Annotated in this window: 20 protein-coding genes; 8 read left to right on the top strand and 12 right to left on the bottom strand. The window is 70.1% G+C overall.

What is annotated here, in order from left to right; translation table 11 throughout:
* Positions 1-5: 5 nt before the first annotated feature.
* The 5 genes from SGFS_RS15465 to SGFS_RS15445 form a co-directional block, all read right to left on the bottom strand.
* Positions 6-896, bottom strand: coding sequence for an amidohydrolase family protein (locus tag SGFS_RS15465; RefSeq protein WP_286250785.1), 891 nt, complete (start codon positions 894-896; stop codon positions 6-8).
* Positions 889-2,214 (bottom strand): L-fuconate dehydratase, encoded by a 1,326-nt coding sequence (locus SGFS_RS15460; protein WP_286250783.1) that lies wholly within the window; start codon positions 2,212-2,214, stop codon positions 889-891. Before SGFS_RS15460 ends, SGFS_RS15465 begins: the two co-directional genes overlap by 8 nt.
* A gap of 109 nt (positions 2,215-2,323) precedes the next feature.
* Positions 2,324-3,367 (bottom strand): ABC transporter permease, encoded by a 1,044-nt coding sequence (locus SGFS_RS15455; RefSeq protein WP_286250781.1) that lies wholly within the window; start codon positions 3,365-3,367, stop codon positions 2,324-2,326.
* Entirely contained in the window at positions 3,360-4,922 is a 1,563-nt protein-coding gene (locus SGFS_RS15450; RefSeq protein ID WP_286250780.1) for a sugar ABC transporter ATP-binding protein, read from the bottom strand. Before SGFS_RS15450 ends, SGFS_RS15455 begins: the two co-directional genes overlap by 8 nt.
* A 46-nt stretch (positions 4,923-4,968) precedes the next feature.
* A complete protein-coding gene (locus tag SGFS_RS15445) occupies positions 4,969-6,033 on the bottom strand; it encodes a sugar ABC transporter substrate-binding protein (protein ID WP_286250778.1) in 1,065 nt (354 codons plus the stop codon).
* Positions 6,034-6,492: 459 nt separating this feature from the next.
* Here SGFS_RS15445 and SGFS_RS15440 point away from each other — a divergent pair, with 459 nt between their 5' ends.
* From SGFS_RS15440 to SGFS_RS15430, 3 genes are all read left to right on the top strand, one after another.
* A complete protein-coding gene (locus tag SGFS_RS15440) occupies positions 6,493-8,724 on the top strand; it encodes an alpha-L-fucosidase (protein WP_286250776.1) in 2,232 nt (743 codons plus the stop codon).
* A gap of 289 nt (positions 8,725-9,013) precedes the next feature.
* Positions 9,014-9,979 carry a DUF4158 domain-containing protein gene (locus SGFS_RS15435; RefSeq protein ID WP_286250774.1) on the top strand — a complete coding sequence of 322 codons (966 nt, stop codon included), beginning with the start codon at positions 9,014-9,016 and terminating at the stop codon, positions 9,977-9,979.
* On the top strand, positions 9,980-10,177 hold the full coding sequence (locus SGFS_RS15430) for a DUF6300 family protein (RefSeq protein ID WP_286259941.1): 198 nt from the start codon (positions 9,980-9,982) through the stop codon (positions 10,175-10,177).
* Positions 10,178-10,319: 142 nt separating this feature from the next.
* On the opposite strand, the gene SGFS_RS15425 is transcribed toward SGFS_RS15430, so the two are convergent.
* The 3 genes from SGFS_RS15425 to SGFS_RS15415 all read right to left on the bottom strand — a co-directional run bounded on the left by SGFS_RS15425 (position 10,320) and on the right by SGFS_RS15415 (position 11,835).
* Complete coding sequence (locus SGFS_RS15425; RefSeq protein WP_286250772.1) at positions 10,320-11,024, bottom strand: DUF2238 domain-containing protein; 705 nt, start codon at positions 11,022-11,024, stop codon at positions 10,320-10,322.
* 92 nt (positions 11,025-11,116) lie between these two features.
* Positions 11,117-11,569 (bottom strand): DUF5707 domain-containing protein, encoded by a 453-nt coding sequence (locus tag SGFS_RS15420; RefSeq protein WP_286250770.1) that lies wholly within the window; start codon positions 11,567-11,569, stop codon positions 11,117-11,119.
* A gap of 140 nt (positions 11,570-11,709) precedes the next feature.
* Complete coding sequence (locus SGFS_RS15415; RefSeq protein WP_286250768.1) at positions 11,710-11,835, bottom strand: hypothetical protein; 126 nt, start codon at positions 11,833-11,835, stop codon at positions 11,710-11,712.
* Positions 11,836-12,047: 212 nt separating this feature from the next.
* Here SGFS_RS15415 and SGFS_RS15410 point away from each other — a divergent pair, with 212 nt between their 5' ends.
* Together SGFS_RS15410 and SGFS_RS51415 are read left to right on the top strand one after the other, a co-directional pair.
* Positions 12,048-12,695, top strand: a complete 648-nt coding sequence (locus SGFS_RS15410; protein WP_286250766.1) for a recombinase family protein — start codon at positions 12,048-12,050, stop codon at positions 12,693-12,695.
* On the top strand, positions 12,692-12,916 hold the full coding sequence (locus SGFS_RS51415; protein ID WP_350284088.1) for a TIM barrel protein: 225 nt from the start codon (positions 12,692-12,694) through the stop codon (positions 12,914-12,916). The genes SGFS_RS15410 and SGFS_RS51415 overlap by 4 nt, the downstream gene beginning before the upstream one ends.
* A 25-nt stretch (positions 12,917-12,941) precedes the next feature.
* Here the strand turns inward: SGFS_RS51415 and SGFS_RS15405 are convergent.
* Positions 12,942-13,738, bottom strand: a protein-coding gene (locus SGFS_RS15405; protein WP_434025902.1) for an IS5 family transposase whose coding sequence is annotated in 2 segments (ribosomal slippage) — positions 12,942-13,400 and positions 13,403-13,738 — 795 coding nt in all. Because the reading frame shifts where the segments join, the coding sequence is not laid out codon by codon here.
* A gap of 481 nt (positions 13,739-14,219) precedes the next feature.
* Here SGFS_RS15405 and SGFS_RS15400 point away from each other — a divergent pair.
* Positions 14,220-15,359, top strand: coding sequence for a winged helix DNA-binding domain-containing protein (locus tag SGFS_RS15400; RefSeq protein ID WP_286250764.1), 1,140 nt, complete (start codon positions 14,220-14,222; stop codon positions 15,357-15,359).
* Between the two features lie 229 nt (positions 15,360-15,588).
* On the opposite strand, the gene SGFS_RS15395 is transcribed toward SGFS_RS15400, so the two are convergent.
* From SGFS_RS15395 to SGFS_RS15385, 3 genes are all read right to left on the bottom strand, one after another.
* Entirely contained in the window at positions 15,589-16,386 is a 798-nt protein-coding gene (locus SGFS_RS15395) for a S1 family serine peptidase (protein ID WP_286250762.1), read from the bottom strand.
* Positions 16,387-16,808: 422 nt separating this feature from the next.
* The gene (locus SGFS_RS15390; protein WP_286250760.1) at positions 16,809-19,634 is read right to left on the bottom strand and encodes a helix-turn-helix transcriptional regulator; all 2,826 of its coding nucleotides are present in this window, start codon (positions 19,632-19,634) and stop codon (positions 16,809-16,811) included.
* Between the two features lie 230 nt (positions 19,635-19,864).
* The gene (locus SGFS_RS15385; protein WP_286259940.1) at positions 19,865-20,677 is read right to left on the bottom strand and encodes a helix-turn-helix transcriptional regulator; all 813 of its coding nucleotides are present in this window, start codon (positions 20,675-20,677) and stop codon (positions 19,865-19,867) included.
* A gap of 141 nt (positions 20,678-20,818) precedes the next feature.
* Here SGFS_RS15385 and SGFS_RS15380 point away from each other — a divergent pair, with 141 nt between their 5' ends.
* Together SGFS_RS15380 and SGFS_RS15375 are read left to right on the top strand one after the other, a co-directional pair.
* Positions 20,819-22,498, top strand: a complete 1,680-nt coding sequence (locus tag SGFS_RS15380) for an AMP-binding protein (protein WP_286250759.1) — start codon at positions 20,819-20,821, stop codon at positions 22,496-22,498.
* Positions 22,495-24,117 carry an AMP-binding protein gene (locus tag SGFS_RS15375; RefSeq protein ID WP_286250758.1) on the top strand — a complete coding sequence of 541 codons (1,623 nt, stop codon included), beginning with the start codon at positions 22,495-22,497 and terminating at the stop codon, positions 24,115-24,117. The genes SGFS_RS15380 and SGFS_RS15375 overlap by 4 nt, the downstream gene beginning before the upstream one ends.
* Positions 24,118-24,223: the final 106 nt, after the last annotated feature.

The raw sequence follows: 24,223 nt of genomic DNA, 5'->3' as shown, positions 1-24,223 counted from the left end.
TCCTCTCAAAGGGCTGTAGGTGCGAGGGAGTTCAGGTGGTAGAAGCCGGTCGCGGTGCCGGCGAGGATCGCGTCGGTCTCGGCGGCGGAGCAGTCGCCGAGCAGGTCCTCGACGGTGGCGGCCCACTGGTTCCAGCCGCCCGCGAGGACGCAGACCGGCCAGTCCGAGCCGAACATCAGCCGGTCGGCGCCGAAGGCGGACAGCAGCACGTCCCACACCGGGCGGATGTCGTCGGTCGTCCACGTCCGGTGGTCGGCCTCCGTGACCAGGCCCGAGACCTTGCAGTACACCTGGGGGTGCGCTGCCAGTCGCCGCAGCGCCTCTTCCCAGAGCTTCAGTTCACCCGACGCGATGGGTGGCTTTCCCGCGTGGTCGAGGACGAGCGGCAGGTCGGGGAGGCGTTCGGCGAGCCGTACGGCCTGGTCGAACTGGTGGTCGCGGATCAGCACGTCGTACGCCAGTCCGCGCTCGCCGACGTTCCGCAACCCCCACTCCACGGAGGGGCGTTGCAGCCACGCCGGATCCGACTCGCCCTGGACGAGGTGTCGCACGGCCCGCAGATACCGGCCGCCGGGACCGGCCCGCAGTTCGTCGAGTACGTCGGCGATAGCGAGGGAGGTCAGGTCGACCCAGCCGACGACCGCTTCGATCAGGGGGTCCTGCTCGGCCAGGGCGAGCAGTTCGCGTGTCTCCGCCACGGAGGTGACGCACTGGACGACGACTGTGCTGCCCAGCCGCCGTCCCCCGATCGACCGGGTCGCGGTCGAGCACAGGTCGGCCGTGCCGAAGGAGCGGCGGATCGGTTCGTGGCCGGGCTCGTCCAGCCAGGGCTGGGGGCGGTGATCCAGGTCCCACACATGGTGGTGGGCGTCCACCAGACGCCGGGTGTCAGACACGGGCGGACCAGACCGGGCCGTCGGGGTAGGTGTACTCCTTGAGCGACTCCTGGTGCATCTCCGCGCTCAGGCCGGGCAGGGTGGGCGCGAGGTAGTGGCCGTCGGAGACGCGTACCGGGTCGACGAAGTGCTCGTGCAGGTGGTCGACGTACTCGATGACGCGGTCCTCGAGCGTGCCGGAGACGGCGACGTAGTCGAACATCGACAGGTGCTGGACCATCTCGCACAGGCCCACCCCGCCCGCGTGCGGGCAGACCGGCACGCCGAACTTCGCGGCGAGCAGCAGGATCGCGAGGTTCTCGTTGACCCCGCCGACCCGCGCGGAGTCGATCTGCACGATGTCCACGGCGCCCGCCTGGAGCAGCTGCTTGAAGACGACCCGGTTGGCGATGTGCTCACCGGTGGCGACCTTGATCGGGGTCACGGCCCGGCGGACGGCGGCGTGGCCGAGGATGTCGTCGGGTGAGGTCGGCTCCTCGATCCAGTACGGCTGGTAGGGGGCGAGGGCGCTCATCCAGTCGATGGCGGGCTGGACGTCCCATCTCTGGTTGGCGTCGACGGCGATACGGATGGAGTCGCCGACCGTCTCTCGGGCGGTGCGCATCCGCCGTACGTCGTCCTCCAGGGACGCGCCCACCTTCAGCTTGATCTGGGTGAAGCCGTCCGCGACGGCCTCCCGGGCGAGGCGGGAGAGCTTCTCGTCGGAGTAGCCGAGCCAGCCGGGGGTGGTGGTGTAGGCGGGGTAACCGCGCTCCAGCAGACGGGCGACGCGCTCCTCGCGGCCCGGTTCGGCACGCTGGAGGATCTCCAGCGCCTCCTCGGGGGTGAGGGCGTCGCTGAGCCAGCGGAAATCGACCTGGGCGACCAGTTCCTCGGGCGGCATCTCGCCGAGGAAGCGCCAGACGGGCTTGCCGGCCCGCTTGGCGGCGAGGTCCCACGCGGCGTTGACCACCGCGCCGGTGGCCATGTGGATGGCGCCCTTCTCCGGTCCCAGCCAGCGCAGTTGGGGATCGTGCACAAGGGAGCGGGAGAACGCGCCGAGGTCACCGCAGACTTCCTCGACGGACAGACCCACCACGTGCGGGGCCAGGGCCGCGATGGCGGCTGCCTGCACGTCGTTGCCGCGGCCGGTGGTGAAGGCCAGGGCGTGGCCCTCCAGCCCGTCGGCCGCGTCGGTGCGCAGGACGACATAGGCGGCCGAGTAGTCGGGTTCGGGGTTCATCGCGTCCGACCCGTCCAGATGCTCGGACGTGGGGAAACGTACGTCGAGGACGTCCAGGGCGGTGATGCGGGCGGAGGCGGATTCAGAGGACGACATGGCAACTCCTGTGCGAGCAGGGGGCGAACAGGCCCTGCGACGAGACGGGGGAAGAACGGGGGTCCGGCGGCCGTGCCGGCACGGTGTGTCCGGCGACGGCCGTCCGGAGTCACTCCTGGACCTTGCCGCCCGTGATGCGCGAGATCATCAGCGCGACCAGGATGATCAGGCCGTTGAGGGCGCCGATCCACTGGGCGGGGACGCCTGCCAGGGTGAGCACGTTCTGGATCATGAAGAGCAGCAGGATGCCGCTGAAGGCGCCGAACATGGTGCCCTTGCCGCCGTTCAGGCTGATCCCGCCGATCACGGCGGCGGCGAAGACGGTGAAGATGTAGCCGTTGCCCTGCGCGGACGCCACGGACGCGAGTCGCCCGGACAGCAGCAGCCCGGCGAGGGCGGCGAGCAGGCTGCCGGTGACGATGACGATCCACAGCACCCGATCGGTGCGGATGCCGGCCGCCTTCGCCGCGTCGACGTTGCCGCCGATGGCGTACAGCGAGCGGCCGAAGCTGGTCCAGCCGAGGACGACGACGGCGACGGCGAACAGGGTGAGGCAGAGCCAGATGGAGGCCGGCATTCCGAACCACTGGGCCGTGCCCAGGTAGAGCATCGACTGCGGCAGTTGGAAGAAGGTCTGGCCGCCGGAGATGCCCGTCAGGACACCGCGCAGCACGATCAGCATGCCGAGGGTGACGATGAAGCCGTTGAGGCCGAAGCGGATGATCAGCAGGGCGTTGATCACGCCGATGAGCGCGCCCACGGCGAGCGTGACGGGGATCGCCCAGGCGCCGGGGAGGAGCCCGAGTCCGTGTCCGGCGCCGGTCGGTACGACCAGCCAGGCCGCGACGCCGGGCGCGAGGCCCATGGTGGACTCCAGCGACAGGTCCATCTTCTTGACGATCAGGATCATCGTCTGGGCGAGGACCAGCAGGGCGATCTCGGACATGGTCTGCAGGACGTTGATGAGGTTGTCGGCCTGCAGGAAGACCGGGTTGACGATCTGACCGACGATCGCGATGACCACGATCGCGGGGACCAGCGCGAGGTCGCGCAGCCGGGCCAGGGGTATGCGGCCGCCGAACAGCGCGGTCCGCCTGGCCCCCGGCTCGGCGGCCTTGGGCGCGGGGGTGTCCGCGAGGACGGTTTCAGGCATTGAGGTCCACTCCTTCCATCGCGGCCACGAGGTCGTGGTCGTGCCAGCCGCGGGCGATCTCCGAGGTCACCCGGCCCTGGAACATCACCAGGACCCGGTCGCACATCCGCAGGTCGTCGAGTTCGTCGGAGGCGATGAGCACTCCGGTTCCGGTGTCCGCGGTCTCCTCGACCTTGCCGAGGAGGAACTCCTTGGAGCGCACGTCCACCCCCGCGGTCGGGTTGATCAGGACCAGCAGCCGGGGGTCGTCGGCGAGGGCACGGGCCATGACGACCTTCTGCTGGTTGCCCCCGGACAGGGAGGAGACGGGCAGCTCGGGGCCGGGTGTCTTGATCGCCAGGTTCTCGATCATGTCCTCGGCGAGCCGGTCCCGGCTGCGGCTGCTGAGGAACCCGTTCCGGCCGAGCCGGTGGGGCACGGACAGCGTGGCGTTGTCCGCGATCGACAGGTCCGGGACGAAGCCCTGGTGGTGCCGGTCCTGGGGCACGAACCCGGCGCCCGCGGCGAGCGCGGCGGGCACGCTTCCCGGCCGCGGCCGTTTCCCGGCGATCTCGACCTGGCCGCCGTCGGCGGACCGCAGCCCCACGACGGTCTCGGCGACCTCGGTACGACCGCTGCCGGCCGCCCCCGCCAGCCCGACGATCTCCCCGGCGCCCACCTGGAAGCTGACGCCGTCGTAGGTGTCGCCGCTCAGGTCACTGACGCTCAGGGCCGCCGTCGCGCCGGTGTCCAGGGAACTCACCCGTTCCCGGCTCCGGTCGGCGGCCGCCTCGCCGGTCATGGCGGCGACGAGTTCGGTGCGGGGGAGCTCGGTGACCGGCGCGGTCAGGATGTGCCGGGCGTCTCGGAACACCGTCACCATGTCGCAGATCTCGTAGATCTCCTGGAGGTGGTGACTGATGAACAGGAAGGTCACGCCCTGGCGTTGCAGATCGCGGATGCGGTCGAAGAGCCGGTTGATCGCCGCGCCGTCGAGCTGGGCGGTCGGCTCGTCGAGGATGATGAACCGGGCGCCGAAGGACAGCGCGCGGGCGATCTCGACGAACTGCCGCTGCTCCACGCTGAGATCGGCGGCCGGGGTCTGCGGATCCACGTCCACCGACCACGTCGACAGCAGTTCCCGCGCCCTGCTGCGCACACCCTGCCAGCTGATCAGCCGGTGCCGGCCGTGATCGTGCCGGTTCAGGAAGAGGTTCTCGGCCACGGTCAGGGTGGGGATGATCGTCGACTTCTGGTAGACGCAGGCCACCCGCTGCCGCCAGGCGTCCCGGTCCGAGAGCCGGGGCGCCGGGGCACCGCCGAAGGTGACCGTTCCCTCGTCCGGCGACTGAAGCCCGGTGAGGACGGAGACAAGGGTCGACTTGCCGGCGCCGTTGCGGCCGACGAGCGCGTGGGTCTCGCCGGGCCTGATGGTGATCCGGGCGCCGTTCAGGGCCACCGTCGGACCGAATCGCTTGACTATGCCCGTCGCCTCGACGACGGGCGGGCCCGCCGGGGCCCGTCCGTCGTCCGCCGGGGCGGGCGCGGGGGTGACTGTTCGCTCCCCGTCGCTCATCTCAACCGCCTTGAAATCGTGAGCCGTTGCGTTTCCCGGCGAGCCGTCAGCCGAGGTTGTTGCCCCACAGGGACTTGTCGTCGCTCTTCAGGCTGGCCACGCCGCCGTATGTGCCGCCGTCGGCGGTGACGAGCGGGGCGGAGAGCTGGTCCTCCAGCAAGCCGTCGCGGACCTGGACGATGGTGCTGTCGTGGTCGGTCCTGCCGGGCTTGAACGTCTTCCCGTCGATCGCGGCCTTCAGGTAGTACAGGGCGTACTCGGCGTAGAGGTCCGCCGGCTGGGAGACGGTGGCGTCGATCTTCCCCGCGGCGATGGACTTGAGCTCCTCCGGAATGCCGTCGTTGGAGACGACGAAGACGTGCTTCTTGTTCTCGGGGCCGACCAGCAGGCCCTTCTGCTTGAGGACCTGGAGGGTGCCGGACAGGGCGAAGCTCGACTGCATGTAGATGCCCTTGATGTCCGGGTTGGCGGTCAGGTCCGTCTGGAGCTTCTGCGCGGCGACGGCGCCGTCCCAGTTGGTGGCCTCACCGAACACCTTGATGTCCGGGAAGTCCTTCTTCATGCACTCGTTGAACGCCTCGGTGCGGTCACGGCCGTTGATGGAGTCGAGGCCGCCTTGCAGCATGACGACCTTGCCCTTGCCGCCGAGCTTGGTCCCGAGGTACTGGCACGCCTTCTCGCCGTACGCGCGGTTGTCGGCGCGCACGACCATGTAGACCTTGCCGCTGTCGGGGCGGGTGTCGACCGTGACGACCGGGATCTTCTTCGCCTCCAGCTGCGCCAGAGTCGGCGCGATGGCGGCGGTGTCCTGCGGTGCCATCGCGAGGCCCTTGACGCCCTGGCTGATGAACGTCTGCGCGTTGGCGGTCAGCTTGGCGACGTCGTTCTGCGAGTTGGTGGTCTTGAGGGAGAGGCCGAGCTCCTTGGCGTACTCCGGCGTGTACTTGATGTACGAGTTCCAGAAGTCGGTGTCGGAGCGCGGGTAGTCGACGCCGACCAGCGGCTCGTCGTTGCTCGACGCGGTGGTGCTGCCGGAACCGCCGCAGGCGGTGAGCAGAGCCAGTGCGGAGAGGGCGGAGGCGGCGGAACAGAGGGCGGTTCGGACTCTCATCGGTACTTCCTCACGCTGGTCCCGTAGCGGGAGATGGTTCACAGGGGCGACAACTGTGTGTCATCGCCGGGGAGAGATGGGATGTATGTATAGACGGGTGATCGGAGGTCTGTCTAGAGCCTCGAGCATTTCGCCCTCTAGATCCCGTTTGTGGCGCACTTCGGCATCGTGAATGAGTGCTCGAAGATCAAATCCATCCCATCAATCGTGGCCGGCCTGTGATGTGACTCAGCCACGCGTGATGCGCGAGACATTCCATGTCTTACTGGTGGCAAAGAGTGATGAAACGGAAAATAATCAGCAAAGCGACCGGTTGCGCAGTGCTTTTCATCCCTGCACGCCCGTTGACATCCCAGGGACGCATGAGTGACCTTCGTGCGTAACAACCGGCGCCCCGGGCAACGAGAGCCGCGCCGGTCGCGCCCTCCCCCGTCTTCCCTTCCGCATCAGGGATGTCCCATGTCGAGTTCGATCAACAGACGCCAGCTCCTGGCGGGCGCCACCTTCGTGGCCGCGACAACGGTCGCCGGTGGCATGTTCGGCGCAGGCCACGCGCAGGCGGCGCCCAGCACGTACACGCCCGACTGGAACTCGGTCGACCAGCACCCGCCGGCCCCGGAGTGGTTCCAGGACGCCAAGTTCGGCATCTACTTCCACTGGGGCGCCTTCAGCGTTCCCGCCTACGACAACGAGTGGTACCCGCGCAGCATGTACCAGGGCGGCAGTAACGCCAACAAGCACCACATAGCGACCTTCGGCAACCCGTCGGCCTGGCCGTACCACAACTTCATCAACGGCGCAGAGGACCTGGCGGGCAACACCGTCAAGTTCGCCCCGAAGCTGAAGTCGGCGGGCGGGAACTTCGACCCCGACGAGTGGGTCCAGCTCTTCGTCGACGCCGGCGCGAAGTTCGCCGGCCCCGTCGCCGAGCACCACGACGGCTTCTCCATGTGGGACAGCCAGGTCAACGAGTGGAACTCGGTGACCAAGGGGCCGAAGCTGGACCTGCTGGCCCTGTTCACCACAGCCATCCGCGCCAAGAACCTGAAGCTCCTGGTCGCCATGCACCACGCGTACAACTACAACGGTTTCTACCAGTACGCGCCCGCCCAGACGGACCCCGGCCTGAAGAAGCTCTACGGGCAGCTGAGCAGGGCGGAGGAGGACCAGCTCTGGTACGACAAGCTCAAGGAGGTCATCGACCGGGCCAAGCCCGACATCCTCTGGCAGGACTTCAAACTGGACGCCGTCGACGAGACGCAGCGTCTGAAGTTTCTCTCGTACTACTACAACCAGGCGGGCAGTTGGGGCCGTGAGGTCGTCGCCACCTACAAGGACGGCATGCACGGCAAGGGCGAGGTCTTCGACTACGAGCGCGGCGGCCCGGCCGACCTCACCGCCCCGTACTGGCTCACCGACGACAGCATCTCCAGCTCCAGCTGGTGCTACACCCAGGGCATCGGCTACTACAGCACCCAGCAGATGCTGCACTCGTTCCTCGACCGGGTCAGCAAGAACGGCAACGTGCTGCTGAACATCGCGCCGATGGCCGACGGCACCATCCCCCAGGCGCAGAAGGACATCCTGCTCGGCATCGGCGACCACCTGAAGCGCTTCGGTGAGTCCGTCTACGCGACCCGCGCGTGGACCGTGTTCGGCGAGGGCCCCACGATGATGGGCGGCGGCGCCTTCACCACACCGCACGCCGGCACCGCGCAGGACATCCGCTTCACCCGGAACAAGGCGAACAACGTCCTGTACGCCACCGTCCTGGGCTGGCCCGGGAGCTCCCTGACGATCAAGACCCTCGGCTCGGACCGGATCGACCTGGGGTCGCTGACCTCGGTGAAGCTCCTCGGCTCCACCGCCGGCACCTACATCGACCTGCCGACGCCCGCCCAGAACTCCTCCGGCCTGACGGTCACCCTGCCGTCCTCGGCGCCGTACAGCGCGAACGCCTACGTCCTCAAGCTCACCTTCTCCGGCACGATTCCCAGCGTGCGGCCGCTCACCGGTGCAGTCGCCTTCAAGGACGTCGACTACGCCGGTACCGGCGCCGTGCTCTCCACCGGTGACCACACCGCGGCCCAGCTGACCGCGGCAGGACTGGGGGCGCTCACCCTCTCCTCCCTCCGGCTCGCCCCCGGCCACCAGGTCATCGGCTACGCCGGGGACAACTTCACCGGCACCTCCTGGACCTTCACCGCCGACAACCCCGACCTCCGGGTCACCGGCAACAACGACAAGATCACCTCACTGAAGGTGCAGTTCAAGCCGTCGACCTACTTCCGGATCACCAACGTCACCAACGGCCTCGCCCTGGACAGCGGCGGCAACGTCGCCTCCGGGTCCAACCTCAAGCAGTGGACCTGGGACGGCCACGCCAACCTGCAGTGGCAGGTGGTGGAAGTCGGAGGCGGTTACTACAAGCTGGTCAACCGCACCAACGGCATGGTCGCCGACGGCTGGGGCGCCACCAGCAACGGCTCCCCGGCCAGGGAGGCCGCCTGGGACGGCAACAACAACCAACAGTGGACGATCACCCACCGGGGTAACGGCCGCTACTCGATCACCAACCGTGCCACCGGCCTGGCCCTCGACGGCGGCGGCAACGTGGCCTCGGGATCCGTGGCCAAGCAGTGGACGTACGACAGCAGCACCAACCTGCTGTGGACCTTGACGGCACTCTGACCCGCACAGGACGTGAGGGCACTTTGACCCGCACAGGACGTGACGGCGGCGGCGACGGCGTGACTCTCCCGCGCTCCCGCGTCCGCCGTCACGGCCGCGCAGTTCGCCACCGCGCCCGGCTCGGGTCACAGGCGACCCGCGTCGGTCGGATGCCGAGCAGGGGACGCAGCCGGCCAACTCCCCTGCGGGTGGGCTCACCGGCATATGGGCGGTCACGGCGGCCGCGTTTTCTGCTTGTGCGGGTGCCATTAACGAACGTGTCACGAGCCGCAAACGGTGTGGATCTCAGATGAAGGTACCGGCGGTGGACTTCGGTCTGTCCGAGGGGTCCGGGCGGACGATCGAGTACCACCGGTCCCAGATACGCGAGCACCTGGGGTTCCGGGTGTGCTCGGTTCAGGACGCGGAGAAGCTGACGGCCTGGCTGGCCGTCAGCGTCGCGCACGCGGAACGGAATCCGGACCGGGTGCGCGACGAACTGCTGAAGCACTGCCGCCAGGAGTGCATCGAGCCGCCGGCGCCGGACCGGATCACGCGCATGGTCCGCTCCGCCCTGCACACTGCGGAGGAGACTTGGTTCGCGACCCTCGCGGCCCGGCTGACCGATCAGGCGCGGGCCCGGGTCTTGGCGCTGGTAGCCGATGAGGCGGAGGACGAGGGCCAGGACGACGGCGAGGGTGAGTCGGTGCTGGCGCTGCTGAAGGCGATGCAGGGGAATGTGAGCCTGGAGTCGATGCTGCGGGAGATCCGCAAGCTGATCGCGGTCCGGGCGATCGGGCCGCCGCCGGGCTTGTTCGCGGATGTGGCGCCGAAGGTGCTGGCGTCCTGGCGGCAGCGGGCCGCGGTGGAGTCGCCGTCTCATCTGCGCCGCAGGGCGCCGGAGGCGGCGGTGACGCTGCTGTCCGCGCTGCTGGTGGAGCGGGGGCGGGAGGTGACTGACGCGCTGGTGGACCTGCTGATCGCCACGGTGCACCGGATCGGCGCCCGCGCGGAGCAGAAGGTGACCAAGGAGCTGATCAACGCCTTCATACGGGTCTCGGGCAAGGAGAACATCCTGTTCGCGATCGCCGAGGCGTCGCTGGGCGCCCCCGACCAGGAGGTGCGGGAGGTGGCGTTCCCGGCTGTGCGCGGGGGCGAGCAGACGCTGAAGGAACTGGTCCACGAGTACAAGACGAAGGGGCCGGTGTACCGGCGGACGGTGCAGACCACGCTGAAGGCGTCGTACACCAACCACTACCGCAGGGGCCCGATCTAGCTGCCATCGTGCGCCCGCTGCGGCGCCACCGACGTGATCGTCAGCGGGAAGCCGCCGGTGACGAACGCGTTCGGGCAGTCGGTGGACGTTCTCGTCCAGCTGTGCCGGCACTGCGACGCCGACACCGCCGCGGGCGGGCTGCTGCTGCGGTTCTTCGCAGAGGGCGGCGGCCGGGACAGGCCGAGGGCGCCCGGCTGATGTTCGCCTGGCAGAAGGAGGCCATGGCCCGCGAGGGGTTCGCGTGGGTCACGGCCCCGACACCGCCCCCTGAACCGGCTGCCCCTGCCAGGCAGTTCAGGCCCGCGGCAGGGGATGGCGGCATATGCTGCCTCAATCTGGGTCAGGAACTGGCCGGGGCAACCGTCGTCCGCTCAAGGCGGGCGAGGAAGCGGTCGTGTACGCGGCTGAGGAGCAGCAGGGACACGGTGGCGCCGATCAGGCAGCAGAACATGTCCCACTGGGCGTCCCACACATCGCCCTGGGAGCCCAGGAAGTCGTCCGCGGCGTCTCCGCCGACCACCGCGGACAGCCACTCCAGCATCTCGAAGACGGCGCTGAAGGCGAGGCAGGCGCAGACCGTCAGCGGGGCCAGCCAGCGGCTGCCGCGCAACGGCGAGGTGCGGACGAGGAGTTCGCGGACCAGGATCGCCGGAACGAAGCCCTGCATGAGGTGGCCGAAGCGGTCGTAGGGGTTGCGCTCCAGGCCGAACCAGTCCCGTATCCAGTCGCCCGCGGGCACCTCCGCGTAGGTGTAGTGCCCGCCCGCCATGAGGACGAGGGCGTGCGCGGCCAGCAGGCAGTACAGCAGATCGCTGAGCGGGAATCGCTTGCGCAGCAGGACCAGCAGCGGCAGGCCGACCATCACCCACACCGTTTCCAGGACCCAGGTGGTGGGGTCCTTCGCGTGCCATGCCGACACCGCGAGCGCGACGGTGACGAGGACCGCCAGCACGCCGGGCAGGCGGAGTCCGCCGGGAAGGGCACCCGGCTTGCCGACGCGCGGTGCCGGTGCCGTCGGGGTTGCGGCTGGGGGGAGGGGGGACATGGCTGGCTCCCTGTGTTTCGGGGCGGACGTCTTCCTCGGGTGGCTCCCGAGCCCTCGGCATGACGTGCGGCTGCTCATCTGCCGGTACTTCTCTACCGGACGGTGAAGCCGGCCGCCTTGGTGTCCAGGGTCGTGGTGCCGTCCTGCGCGGTGGCCAGGACGGCGATGTGCCAGACCCCGCGCGGGGACGAGGCAGCGTCGGAGCCGGTGACCTTGACGGTGTAGGTGCAGCGCACGGTGTCCCGTCCGGCGGGCTCGCAGACGGCCGGCTCCGCGGCGGCCATATCCTTGCTGGTCAGCTCCTCCTCAGCCAGGGACGAGTCCTCCGGCCAGGCCAGCACCTTCACGCTCTCGACGCCTGAGGACGCCGTGACGTCGGTGGCGAAGGCCAGCGAGCCGTCGCGGTCACCGTCCGGAGCGGTGTAGCGGGCGGTGCTGTGCGCCAGCGCCAAAGACTCCTCCCCGGCGTAGGCGAGGGTGAAGGCACCGGCACCACCGAGGGCGACGACACCGGCGGCAACGGACAGAGCGATACGTCGGGACATGACATTCTCCGTAACTGTCTTGAGCACTGGATCGGGTCGGCGCCACTGCCTGCGCCGCTGCACCGATACTCGCCGCGCGCGGGTGTGCCGGGCATGAGCGCACCTACTCAACTCAGCTTGAGTAGGCAGCACTTACCGGATCACGGCCCGTTCCCCGTCACACCGGTCAGGTCCTCCACCGTCGCGAGGCCGTCGGCCGGTGTCGCCTTGTCCACCAGCGTGCCGCCCGCTTCGGCTGCTGCGCCGGGGAATTGGTCGGCGCTCACGAACTTTCGCGCCCCAACCGTGTGCCGCCGGTCTCCTCGCCCAGCTGCATGCTGTTCGCAAACGAACGTTTGACGACAGGCGCGATGGTCATCCAATGAACCCGGACATTCCGGGACTCCGGGACGGCGCCAATCCAATCAGATCCGATGGTGATTGCTGACAGGGTTTGACGACAGATGGGGTCCGATCCTCCGCATGGAAGGGGCCCTCGGTGGCGAACCTGGTCTACAAGCGGGTCTCGACCGACCAGCAGTCGACCGCCCGGCAGAACCTCGTCCTGGATGAGGCCGGGATCGATGACCCGGTCGTCTTCGAGGAGGACCCAGGCACCTCCAGCCGCCTCCATCCCCTCCGGCGACCGAAGTTCGCCGAACTGCTCACCTACGCGCGGCCGGGCGACACCGTGCACATCTCCGAGATGTTCCGCCTCGTGCGCGGCACCCAGCACATCCTCGACGTGCTCGACGTCCTGCACCACGACCGGCTGGCCCTGCGCATCCACGACGGCGCGTTCTCCGCGACGGACCTCACCGCCCGCCACCCGCGCACCGGAGAGCTGCTGTCCACGGTGACGTTCATGGTGCAGACCCTCGCTGCCGCCGGCGAACTCCAGCGCGCCCTCCAGCGGGAGCTGACCTACGACGGACTGCGCGCCGCCGAGGCCAAGGGCAGCAAGGGCGGCCGTCGCCCGGCCGTGGCGGCCGGGAAGACCGGCACCGTCCGCACGGCGTACCTGGAGGGCCGGTCCATTGCCGCCCTGGCCCACGAACACGGCGTCAGCCGCGGCGCCATCCGCACGGCCATCGCCGACCTCATGCCCGAGCACACCCCCGCCGGCCGCGAGGACGCCTCGGACTGATCGAACTGGTCCGCAGGGCGCATGGCGCGGGCCTGATCGGCGAGATCCAGGTCGCCGACGTCCCCGGCCGCCGCGAACCCGGCACCGGCGAGATCAACTACGCCGCCGTCGCCCGCGCCCTCGCGGACCTCGGCTACGAGGGCACGGTCGCACTGGAGGCATGGGCCTCCGGCGACAGCGAACTCGCTCTGCAACGCTTCCGCTCCGCCTTCACTCTCTGAGGACGACGCCTTCTAAGACGTCGTCTCATTTGGCGAGTCTGCGGTAGCAGATGAGGCTGCAGGCAATGGCGGTGAAGGCCAGGAAGTGTTCGGCCTTGCGTTCGTAGCGGCGGTGCAGACGGCGGCAGCCGCCCAGCCATGACATCGTGCGCTCGATAGTCCAACGGTGTCGGCCGAGTCGCGTGGAGGACTCGATGCCCTTGCGGGCGATGCGGTGCCGGATACCTCGCTTGCGTAGCCATCGGCGCAGGTGGTCGTAGTCGTAGCCTTTGTCCGCGTGCAGCTTGGCCGGCCGGCGTCTGCGCGGGCCGCGGCGGGAGCGGATCGGCGGGATGCCGCGCACCAGCGGCTCGAGTGCCTGGCTGTCATGCAGGTTCGCGCCGGAGATCCCGACCGAGAGGGGTAAACCGGTCCGCTCGGTGATCAAGTGGACCTTCGAGCCCTTCTTGCCCCGGTCTACAGGATTCGGACCTGTCAGGTCCCCCCTTTCAGGGCCCGCATGTTCACCGAGTCGATCGCGCAACGTGACCAGTCCAACTCTCCGCGCGAGCCCAGTTCGTCGAGGATGACGCGGTGCAGCTTCGCCCAGACCCGGGCGGCGGTCCACTCGGTGAAGCGCCGGTGCGCGGTCGGCCCCGAGGGGCCGAAGACCGGCGGCAACTGCCGCCAGGTGCAACCCGTCGTGGCCACGAAGATGATCGCGGCCAGCACCTCACGATCCCCGTACCGCCGCCGACCGCCGCCCTGCGGCCGCGATGGAGCAGGCGGGACCACCCACTGGAACAGTTCCCACAACTCGTCCGGCACCATGCGCTCGACCATCACCACATCGTGCAGACTACCCAGCACTCCAAATGAGACGACGTCTAAGGACGACGCCCCTGAGAACGACGCCCTCCGACGACGACATCCTCCGACGACGCCAAAGGACGTAAGGATTCCCCGCATGACCGCCCAGCAGCGGTTCTTCGCGTCGGAGCGTGAGCCGGATCGAGGCGCTGTTCGTGTCGCCGGAGACTTCGACTGCGTCCAGATCTCCGCTCATCTCCAGGACCGATGTCTTCACGTCGAGCGAGGTCGGGGACAGTGCCACGTCGTGATCAGCCCGTCCCCCCTGCTCCACCGCGCACTGCTCCGGTCCTTGCGACGCGTTTCCTCCGCGCCCCTCCCCCCCCGACTGGTGTCTGCCGCTGCTTCCAGACTGCGACGTCGATCAACGCACGACGAGCGACGGGCATCGACGGGCACCGCCACCGACACTTGCGGACCGAAACTGTCCTCAACCCTCGCTAACGTGCGCCCCATGACGAACAAGGCCGCACGGAACACGCCCGGGACCGCAGCAACGGAAGGGTCCCGCCTCGACCCTCGCGCCCTCAACCGCGCCACCCTCGCCCGCCAACTCCTCCTGCGCCGGGAACCCGTGTCCGCCATGCCCGCGTACGACGCCGTAGGGCATCTCCTCGGTCTCCAGGCGCAGAACGTCAAACCGCCGTACCACGCGCTCGCCGCCCGCCTGGACGGCTTCGAGCCGGAGCAGTTGTCGGCGCTCATGGCCGACCGTGCCGTCGTCCGGATCGTCACCCTGCGCTCCACGATCCACACCCACACCGCCGAGGACTGCCTCACCCTGCGTCCCCTGGTGCAGCCGGCGCGCGAGCGGGAACTGAACCAGTTCCGCAAGGGGCTCGTCGGAGTCGATCTCGACCGGCTCGCGGCCATCGCGCGGGAACTCGTCGAGGCTGAGCCGCGCACCCTCAAACAGCTCCGCGAAGCCCTGATCGTCGAGTGGCCCGACGCCGACCCGTTCGCCCTCGGCCTCGCCGCGCGCTGCCGGCTGCCGCTCGTCCAGGTCACCCCGCGCGGACTGTGGGGGAGGAGCGGGCAAGTCGCGCTGACCACCGCCGAACACTGGCTCGGCCGCCCCGCCGAACCCGCCCCGGCACTGGAAGCTGTCGTCCGTCGCTACCTCGCCGCCTTCGGGCCCGCCTCGGTCAAGGACATGCAGACCTGGGCCGGGCTGACCCGGCTGCGCGACGCCTTCGAGCGGCTGCGCCCGGAGCTGCTCACCTTCCGGGACGACAACGGGGTCGAGCTCTTCGACCTTCCCGACGCTCCCCGCCCCGACCCGGACACCCCGGCCCCGCCGCGCCTGCTGCCCGAGTTCGACAACCTGCTCCTCTCCCACGCCGACCGCTCCCGTGTCGTACCGCCCGCCCTCAAGGGCCGCAGCTGGCAGGGCAACCAGGCGTACCGGACGTTCCTCGTCGACGGGTTCCTGGCCGGGATCTGGAAAATCGAAGAGGACGTCCTCACCCTCGAGCCGTTCGGCCGGCTCACGAAGGAACAGCGGCACGAACTCGTCGAGGAGGCAGGACGCATGCTCGCGGTCCTCCACGGCCACGAGTCGTACGACATCCGCTTCGGAACCGTGGCGAACTGACGCCCACTCAACCGATGCCCACTCAACCGATGCCCACTCAACCGACGCCGACCGAACCGACGTTGACCGAGCCGACGTTGTACCGAGCCGACGTCGACCGACCCCGTGCGCCCAATGGATAGGGGGCGCTGCGAACCGCTCGTGGCAGGTTCGCGGCGCCCCCTGGCAGTCACCTGAGGGGATGCCTCAGGAGTCTTCCGGGTGCCGGGCCTCGAAGGCCGTGGCTCCGCTAGGAGTTGACCTCAGCGGTGACCAGGTTCGAGAAGGTCGTCAACCGGGTGTAGATACCGGGGTACTGCGCGTCCGCGCAGCCGTAACCCCAGGAAGTAATACCTGCCAGGACGCCCCCGATGATCAGGGGACCGCCGCTGTCGCCCTGGCAGGTGTCCACGCCGCCGGACGTGTATCCGGCGCACACCATGTCGCTCGCGATGAACTCGGAGCCGTAGGAGCTGGAGCTGCCGCAGACCGAGTTGGCGACGATCGGCACGGTCGCGGTGCGGAGCTGGTTGGAGGAGCTGCCACCCGAGGAGGTGGTGCCCCAGCCGAGGATGCGGGCGGTGGTGCCGGCCGCGTACACGGAGGTCTGGCTCGACGAGACGTACCCGATCGGGGAGTACGGCATCGAGGTGGCCAGCGTCAGCACGGCCACGTCCTTGCCGCTCTCGGCGGAGGTGTAGCTCGGGTGGATCCAGATGTCGGTGACCTGGCTGACCGTGCCGTTGGTGCCGTTGCGGTACGTACGGCCGCCCACGACACGCGTGTTGCTGGTCGTTCTGCCGTCCACACAGTGCGCGGCGGTGACGACCTTGGTGGCCGAGACCAGGGTGCCACCACAGAACTGGCTCTGCGAGGCGTTCGTGATCTGCATGACGTACGGGTACGCGCTCGCGGTGGTCGTCGAGCCGCCGACTATGGGCTGGGGAGCGGCGACGGCGCCGGGAGCGGTGAGCAGAGCCGCCGCGGCGGCGGCAGCGGTCGCCGCAGCACCTACGACGGTCTTCCTGGCGCGAAGGAACCCGAACATGGGATCTCCTCTAGTGGGGGTTGCCGGTGGGGGACGCGCGGGTGTGGGGGGTGGTGCACAGCTTCACGGTGCCGCCCCGCTCGGGGGAGCCGAGCGGGGCGGCGGGCCGGTCTGTGTGCCCTGGCGTTGCGGCACGGCGTAACGCTAAGAGTCGGCGGGATCACCTCCCAATGGGGGATCCCCCTAGGGGAGTTGGGGAGGGAAAACCCTCGATGACCTCGGCCGGGGTTTGAGCCTAGGCTGGTGCCACCAGGCCGCCGAAGGTCGCGAGACCGACTCGGGGCATGGTCGTCAGGCCGCTCAAGGCATGGTCGTCAGGCCGCTCAATGGCACGGTCGTGGGGGCACCCCAAGGTCCCCCGGCCGTCAGGTCGCTTCGCGCGCCGGTCCCCGGGAGGGGCTCGTCAGCCGCTCCCGGGGAGGTCAGTTCGTACGGTGTCCCGCCGCCAGACGCACGATGTCCACCCGCGACCGGATTCCCAGCTTCCGGTAGACCCGGGTGAGGGTCGCCTCGACCGTCTTCACGCTGATGTACAGCCGGCCGGCGATCTCCCGGTTGGTCGCGCCCTCCATGACGAGTTCGGCGACCTGACGCTCCGTCGCCGCGAGCACGGCGAGCGCGTCCAGCGCCGGTGCCGAGGGCGCCGCCACCGGCTGCTGCTGAGGCGCGGGAGCCGTGGCCGCCTGCTCCACCTGCCGCAGCCAGGGCAGCGCACGGCAGCGCCGGAAGAGCCGGGACGCCTCGTCGTACGCCGTCGGCCCGGGCCGGGTCGTGCGCAAGGACGCCAGGGCGTACGCCGCCCGGGCCTCCTCCAGGCCGTACCCCAGCTTGGCCAGCCGATCCTGGGCCGATGTCAACTGCCGTACGGCGGCGTCCCGTTCACCCCGTGCGGCACGCACCAGCGCCTCGGCGCGGTCGAGGACGGCGAGCACGCTCTCCCGGCCGAGCCGCAGCGCGCGCTGCCGGGTGACGTCGATGACGTCCTGGGCCTCGGCCAGTTCACCGATCCGCACCAGAGCCTCGGCGAGATCGCCCTGCCAGCGCCCGCGCGCCGGGTCGGTGACCCCGAGCCCCTCCTCCAGCTCCCGTACCCGGCGCAGCGACTGCGCCGTGCCGGACACGTCGCCCGCCACCAGCTGGGCATGCCCGAGGGCGCACAGGGCGCGCGAGAGGTACATCAGGTCGCCGTCCTGCTCCGCGTGCTCGGCGGCCTCCCGGGCGAGCGCCTGGGCCCGCTCCACATCACCGCCCGCGGCCTCGCAGAACGAGGCGAGCATGGCGGAGGCACCTTCGGCGATACCGGAGTCCCGGGCGAGGACATAGCCCTCGCGGGCGAGGTCCAGGGCCCGGCCGCAGTGCCCGCTGCGCAATTCGATCTCGGCGAGGAAGCGCACGTAGTGCACCTCGCTCTCGACCATCCCGCGCCGGCGCACCTCACGCAGCAGCGCAGTGACCGTGGCCCGGGCCTCGGCGAACTGGTCGCTCATCATCAGCCAGCGGAAACGGGTCGCGCCCGCCCCGTTGTGATGGCACGCCAGCTGCGGGTCCTGCGGCTCCTTCAACGCCCGCTTGATCGTCGTCGGCGCGTCCGGGTGCCCCATCAGGGTCTCGATCTGCGCCTGGAGGGCCAGCGCGAGCAGTTCGGTGCGCCGGTCCTCGGCCTTCTCGGCCAGTTCCGCCGCGCGCGCGGCCTCCTCACGGCCCTCGGCGAAGTCACCGTCGATGACCAGCGCGCGCCAGGCCAGCTGGTAGCGGACGAGGGCGAGCAGCCGGGGGTCGTCGCCCGCGTCGGCGAGGGCCTGCGGGTAGACGGCGTCGACCTCGGTGATGGACTGCCCGGCCGCGTCGATCACCACCATCCACGCCCGCACCCGCTCCGCCGGTTCGGTGGCCCGGCTCAGTACCTCGCGGCCGATGTCCCGGGCGAGGTCGTTCTCCCCGGCGGTCACCGCGTCCTCGGCCGCCTGCAGCCGCCGCTCGTCCGGGCCGGGCACGGCGTCGGCCGGGGTGTGCCGGGCCGCGAGCAGCCCCAGCTCGGCGGCGACGGTGGGCGCGCCCCGGTCGCGGGCCACGGCCGCGGCCTCGCTGAGCCGGTCGGCGACCTGTGGATCGGTGCCGATGGTGGCCAGCGCCAGATGCCGGGCCCGCTCGATCGGGTCGACGGCGGCGGTGGACAGCGCGGCATGGGCGGCCCGCCGCTCCTGGGCGGTTGCCTCCGCGTACAGCGCGGCCGACACGAGGGGGTGCGCGAACCGTACGCCCGGCCCCTCCCGCTCCGGCGCCAGCAGGCCCAGCTCGACGGCCTGAGCGGTCTCCGCCTCGGCGTTCTCGCGCCCGGCGGCGTGCAGCAGCGCCGTCGTGGGCCGGGCGCCGGCGCTCGCCACGAGCAGGGTCCGGCGGGCCTCGGCCGACAGCATGTCCAGCCGGTTCAGCACCAGCGTGCGCAGCGAGGTCGGCACGGGCAGCGGCTCACCGGGGCGCGGCGGGGTCGGGCTGTCGGCGAGGGCGCGGCCCAGCTCCAGCGCGAACAGCGGGTTGCCGCCGCTGGTCTGGTGGATGTCCCGCACGGTGGAGCGCGGCAGACCGGTGTACCCCCGGTTGCCGAGTAGTTCGGCGACATGTGCCCTGGACAGCGGACTGATCCTCAGGGCGAGGGTGTCGGGAGGGGACGCGCGTAGATATCTGTCCTGCTCATGGCCCTGCGGGTCCGTCGACGTACGCACGGCGCACAGCATCCGCACCGGCATCTCGCCGAGCCGCCGCGCGGCGAATCCGAGCAGCTCGACACTGGCCGGATCCAGCCACTGGAGGTCGTCCGCGACGATCAGCACCGGCCCCTTGGCGGCGAGCACGCGCAGCGCCGACAGCACCGCGAGCCGCAGCGCGAGCCCGTCGCGCTGAAGGGTGGACTCACCGCGCCCGGTGAGCGCCGACTCCAGGGCCGTGCGCTGCGGAGCGGGCAACTGGTCGGACACCTCGTCCATGACCAGACCGAGGAGGTCGGTCAGGGCGAGGAACGGCAGGTGCGACTCGGACTCGGTCGCCGAGCAGCGCAGCACCGTCCGTGCCGTTTCGTCGTATTCCGTGGCCAAAGCGCGCAGGATGGTCGACTTGCCGATTCCCGCGGAGCCGTGCACGAGCACGCTGCCGCCGCGCGAGAGCTGCTCACGCGCTGCCGCGAACAGCTCCTCCCTGCCGATGACCTGGTCGGGGCGGGGTCTGCCAGGCTCCTTGAAGTCCCGTCGCACGGGCCACCGCTCCCCTCGTGTGTCGTGTCCGGGCCAATATTAGGCAACCAGTCTTTGAATTTCGGAACGCTGCCTTGGTGAGGGAAATAACAGGAAGGGTACGGCATTGGGAAATTCACAGGGATGTCACATGAATGGGAGCGGCTGGGCCGCCCCCTGAGGGCGCGGGGAACCGCGCGACAAGCCCCCACCGGCCTGCGGCTTCGAGGGACCGCGCTGCCGCCGGAGCGCTACGGCAGCAGCCCCGCCCGCCGGGCCTCCACCACCGCTTCCAGCCGGGTGTGGGCCCCCAGCTTGCGCATGGCCGAGCGCAGATATCCCTTGACCGTCTCAGGGCGGAGCCCCAGCCGCTCCGCCGCGACCGCGTTGGTCGCGCCCCCGGCGACGCACGACAGGACGTCCACCTCGCGCGGCGCCAGGACGGCCGGGCCCGTGCTTTCGGCGCCGGGCCCGGAGGCCGCTCCCGCCAGCCGCCCGCACACCTGCAGCAGCTCCTCCCGCAGCGCCGGGTCGTCGATCCTCGGGGCCAGCGCGCGCAGCGCCCCGTGGGCCTCGCGGACCTCCTCCCAGGCACCGGCCGACCCCTCCTCGGGGGCCCGGGCCGCGGTCAGCAGGCTCCGCGCCTCGTCCCGCACCACCAGGGCCTGCTCCACGTCCCGCGCCGCCTCCATGGCCATGCCGAGCGTGCGGTCGCCCAGCGGCTGGGCCGTGCGCAGCGCCCCGTACAGCACACCGCGCACCCGGCGGCGTACGACGATCGGCACGGCGAGGACCGAGCGGATGCCCTCGGCGGCGACCGCCGCGTCGTACTCATGGCTGATCTGGCGCGAGACCGAGTAGTCCGTCACGGCGCAGGGCCGCGCCAGGGCGACCGTCTTGCCGCCGAGGCCGTTGCCGGAGATCACGGCGAGGCTGCTGAGGGCGGTGGTCCTGTTGCCCTGGAGTTCGCTGATGCGCATATGCCCGAGGTCTGTTTCCACCAGTCCGCCGAAGGCCAGCGGCAGCCCCGTGGCCTGGCGCATCCGGTGCAGCGCGGCGCGCATGTCGGCCGTTCCGACGACTCCTAACGGGTCGAATGCCACGAACTCGTCCCTTTCCGCGCGGCGCACCCCCGTTCGGGGGTAGTGAGAGCTGTATCACGCATTACACGATGTCAGGCAACGGTCCGGCAATGAGGAGGACACATGTCGGCGAGGACGAGCGCCACGGAGGAGTTCCGGGCGGCCAGGGATTTCCTACTGGCCCACCGCGAGGACTACGAGGCGGCCTGCAAGGGTTTCGAGTGGCCGCGCCCGGATTACTTCAACTGGGCGCTCGACTGGTTCGACGTGATCGCACGTGGGAACGACCGCACGGCGCTGCACATCGTCGAGGAGGACGGCACCGAGACCCGGATCACCTTCGCCGAGATGTCCGAGCGCTCGGCCCGCGTCGCGAGCTGGCTGCGGGCACAGCGCGTCCGGGCCGACGACCGCGTCCTCGTCATGCTCGGCAACCAGGCCGAGCTGTGGGAGGTCGCCCTCGCCGCGATGAAGCTGCGTGCCGTCGTCATCCCCGCCACCCCGCTGCTCGGCCCCGCCGACCTGCGCGACCGCGTGGAGCGCGGCCGGGTGCGCCATGTGATCGTGCGGTCCGAGGACGCGCCCAAGTTCGACGAGGTGCCCGGCCGCTACACCCGGATCGCGGTGGGTGACGAGGTCGCCGACTGGCGGTCGTACGCGGACGCCTACGACGCCTCCGCCGACTTCGAGCCGGACGGCGACACCAACGCCTCCGACCCGCTGATGCTGTACTTCACCTCGGGCACGACCGCCCGGCCCAAGCTGGTCGAGCACACCCATGTGTCGTACCCCATCGGCCACTTGGCGACGATGTACTGGATCGGCCTGAAACCCGGTGACGTCCACCTCAACATCTCCTCGCCCGGCTGGGCCAAGCACGCCTGGTCCAACCTCTTCGGCCCGTGGAACGCCGAGGCGACGGTCTTCATCCACAACTACACGCGTTTCGATCCGGCCCGGCTGCTGGCCGAGATGGACCGTGTGGGCGTGACCAGCTTCTGTGCCCCGCCGACCGTGTGGCGCATGCTCATCCAGGCCGACCTCACCCAGCTGCGTACCCCGCCCCGCGAGGCCGTCGCCGCCGGTGAGCCCCTCAACCCCGAGGTCATCGAGCAGGTGCGCCGGGCCTGGGACGTCACCATCCGTGACGGCTTCGGCCAGACGGAGACGGCCGTGCAGGTCTCCAACAGCCCCGGTCAGGAGCTCAAGACCGGCTCGATGGGCAGGCCAGGACCCGGCTTCAAGATCGTCCTCCTCGACCCGATCACGGGCGCCCCGGACGCCGACGAGGGCGAGATCGCGATCGACCTGTCCAACCGCCCCGTGGGCGTGATGACCGGCTACCACGGTGACCCCGACCGTACGGCGCAGTCCATGGCCGGCGGCTACTACCGCACCGGTGACATCGGCTCGCGCGACGCCGACGGGTACATCACGTACGTCGGCCGGGCCGACGACGTGTTCAAGGCGAGCGACTACAAGATCAGCCCGTTCGAGCTGGAGAGCGCCCTCCTGGAGCACGAGGCGGTGGCCGAGGCGGCCGTCGTGCCCGCCCCGGACGAAGTACGGCTCGCGGTGCCGAAGGCCTACATCGTGCTGGCGGCGGGCTGGGAGCCGGACGCGGACACCGCCAAGGTGCTCTTCAAGCACTCGCGGGAGGTCCTCGCCCCCTACAAGCGGCTGCGCCGCATCGAGTTCGCCCCGCTGCCCAAGACCGTCTCCGGCAAGATCCGCAGGATCGAGCTGCGCGAGGCCACGGCGGCGGGTTCGGACGCCGAGTACCGCGAGGAGGACTTCCGGTGACCTCGTCGACCAAGTCCTCGACCAAGTCCTCGACCAAGTCCTCGTACACGCACGGGACGAGCCCGACGGCCCTCCTCGGCGACACGATCGGCGCCAACCTGGACCGCGCGGTCGCCGCCTGGCCGGACCGTGAGGCCCTCGTCGACGTCCCCTCCGGGCGCCGCTGGACCTACGCCCGGTTCGCCGCCGACGTCGACGAGCTGGCGTACGCGCTGCTCGCGAGCGGGGTGGCCAAGGGCGACCGGGTGGGCATCTGGGCGGTCAACTGTCCGGAGTGGGTGCTCGTCCAGTACGCCACCGCCCGCATCGGCGCGATCATGGTGAACATCAACCCGGCCTACCGCACCCACGAGGTCGAGTACGTCCTGGGCCAGGCCGGGATCTCGCTCCTCTTCGCCTCGCTCGCCCACAAGAGCAGCGACTACCGGGCGATGGTCGAGCAAGTACGCGGCAACTGCCCGAAGTTGCGGGAGACCGTCTACTTCGGCGACCCGAGCTGGGACGCGCTGCTGGGTCGCGGGACCCCGGTGCCGTTCGAGGAACTGTCCTGCGACGACCCGATCAACATCCAGTACACCTCGGGCACGACGGGCTTCCCCAAGGGGGCGACCCTCTCCCATCACAACATCCTCAACAACGGTTATTCCGTAGGGGAGTTGATCGCCTACACCGAGCAGGACCGGATCTGCGTCCCCGTGCCCTTCTACCACTGCTTCGGCATGGTGATGGGCAATCTGGCCGCGACCTCGCACGGCGCCTGCATCGTCGTCCCGGCCCCCTCCTTCGACCCGAAGGCCACCCTGGAGGCCGTCCAGCAGGAGCGCTGCACCTCCCTGTACGGCGTCCCCACCATGTTCATCGCGGAGCTGAACCTCCCCGACTTCGCGTCGTACGACCTGTCCTCCCTCCGCACCGGCATCATGGCGGGCTCGCCCTGTCCGGTGGAGGTGATGAAGCGGGTCGTCGCGGAGATGAACATGGCGGAGGTGTCGATCTGCTACGGCATGACGGAGACCTCGCCCGTCTCCACCCAGACCCGCCGCGACGACGACCTCGCACACCGCACCGGCACCGTCGGCCGCGTCCTGCCGCACATCGAGGTGAAGATCGTCGACCCGGTGAGCGGGGTGACCCAACCGCGCGGCACGGCAGGTGAGTTGTGCACCCGGGGCTACAGCGTGATGCTCGGCTACTGGGAGGAGCCCGAGAAGACCGCCGAGGCCGTCGACGCGGGGCGGTGGATGCACACCGGGGACCTCGCGGTGATGCGCGAGGACGGGTACGTCGAGATCGTCGGCCGCATCAAGGACATGATCATCCGGGGTGGCGAGAACATCTACCCGCGCGAGATCGAGGAGTTCCTGTACGCCCACCCGAAGATCGCCGACGTCCAGGTGGTCGGCGTACCGCATGAGCGGTACGGCGAGGAGGTACTCGCCTGTGTCATCCCGCGCGAGGCCACCGACCCGCTCACGCTGGAGGAGCTGCGGGCCTTCTGCGACGGGCAGTTGGCGCACTACAAGATCCCGAGCGCGCTGCGGATCCTGGACGCCTTCCCCATGACGGTGTCGGGGAAGGTACGCAAGATCGAGCTGCGGCAGCGGTACGGAACCGAGTAGAAGCAGCGCCGCCGTGAGGGGCGCCGGGCCGTCGCGCATGCGTCTGCGCCGCGCGGGCGCGACCAGCCGCGGACGGCCCGCGGTTCCACTCCCACGCTCCCGGCGG

Origin of the sequence: Streptomyces graminofaciens (assembly GCF_030294945.1) — a bacterium.
Taxonomy (GTDB): Bacteria; Actinomycetota; Actinomycetes; order Streptomycetales; family Streptomycetaceae; genus Streptomyces; species Streptomyces graminofaciens.
The sequence above is the reverse complement of the archived record's forward strand: the minus strand, read 5'-3'. Positions and strand labels throughout refer to the sequence as shown.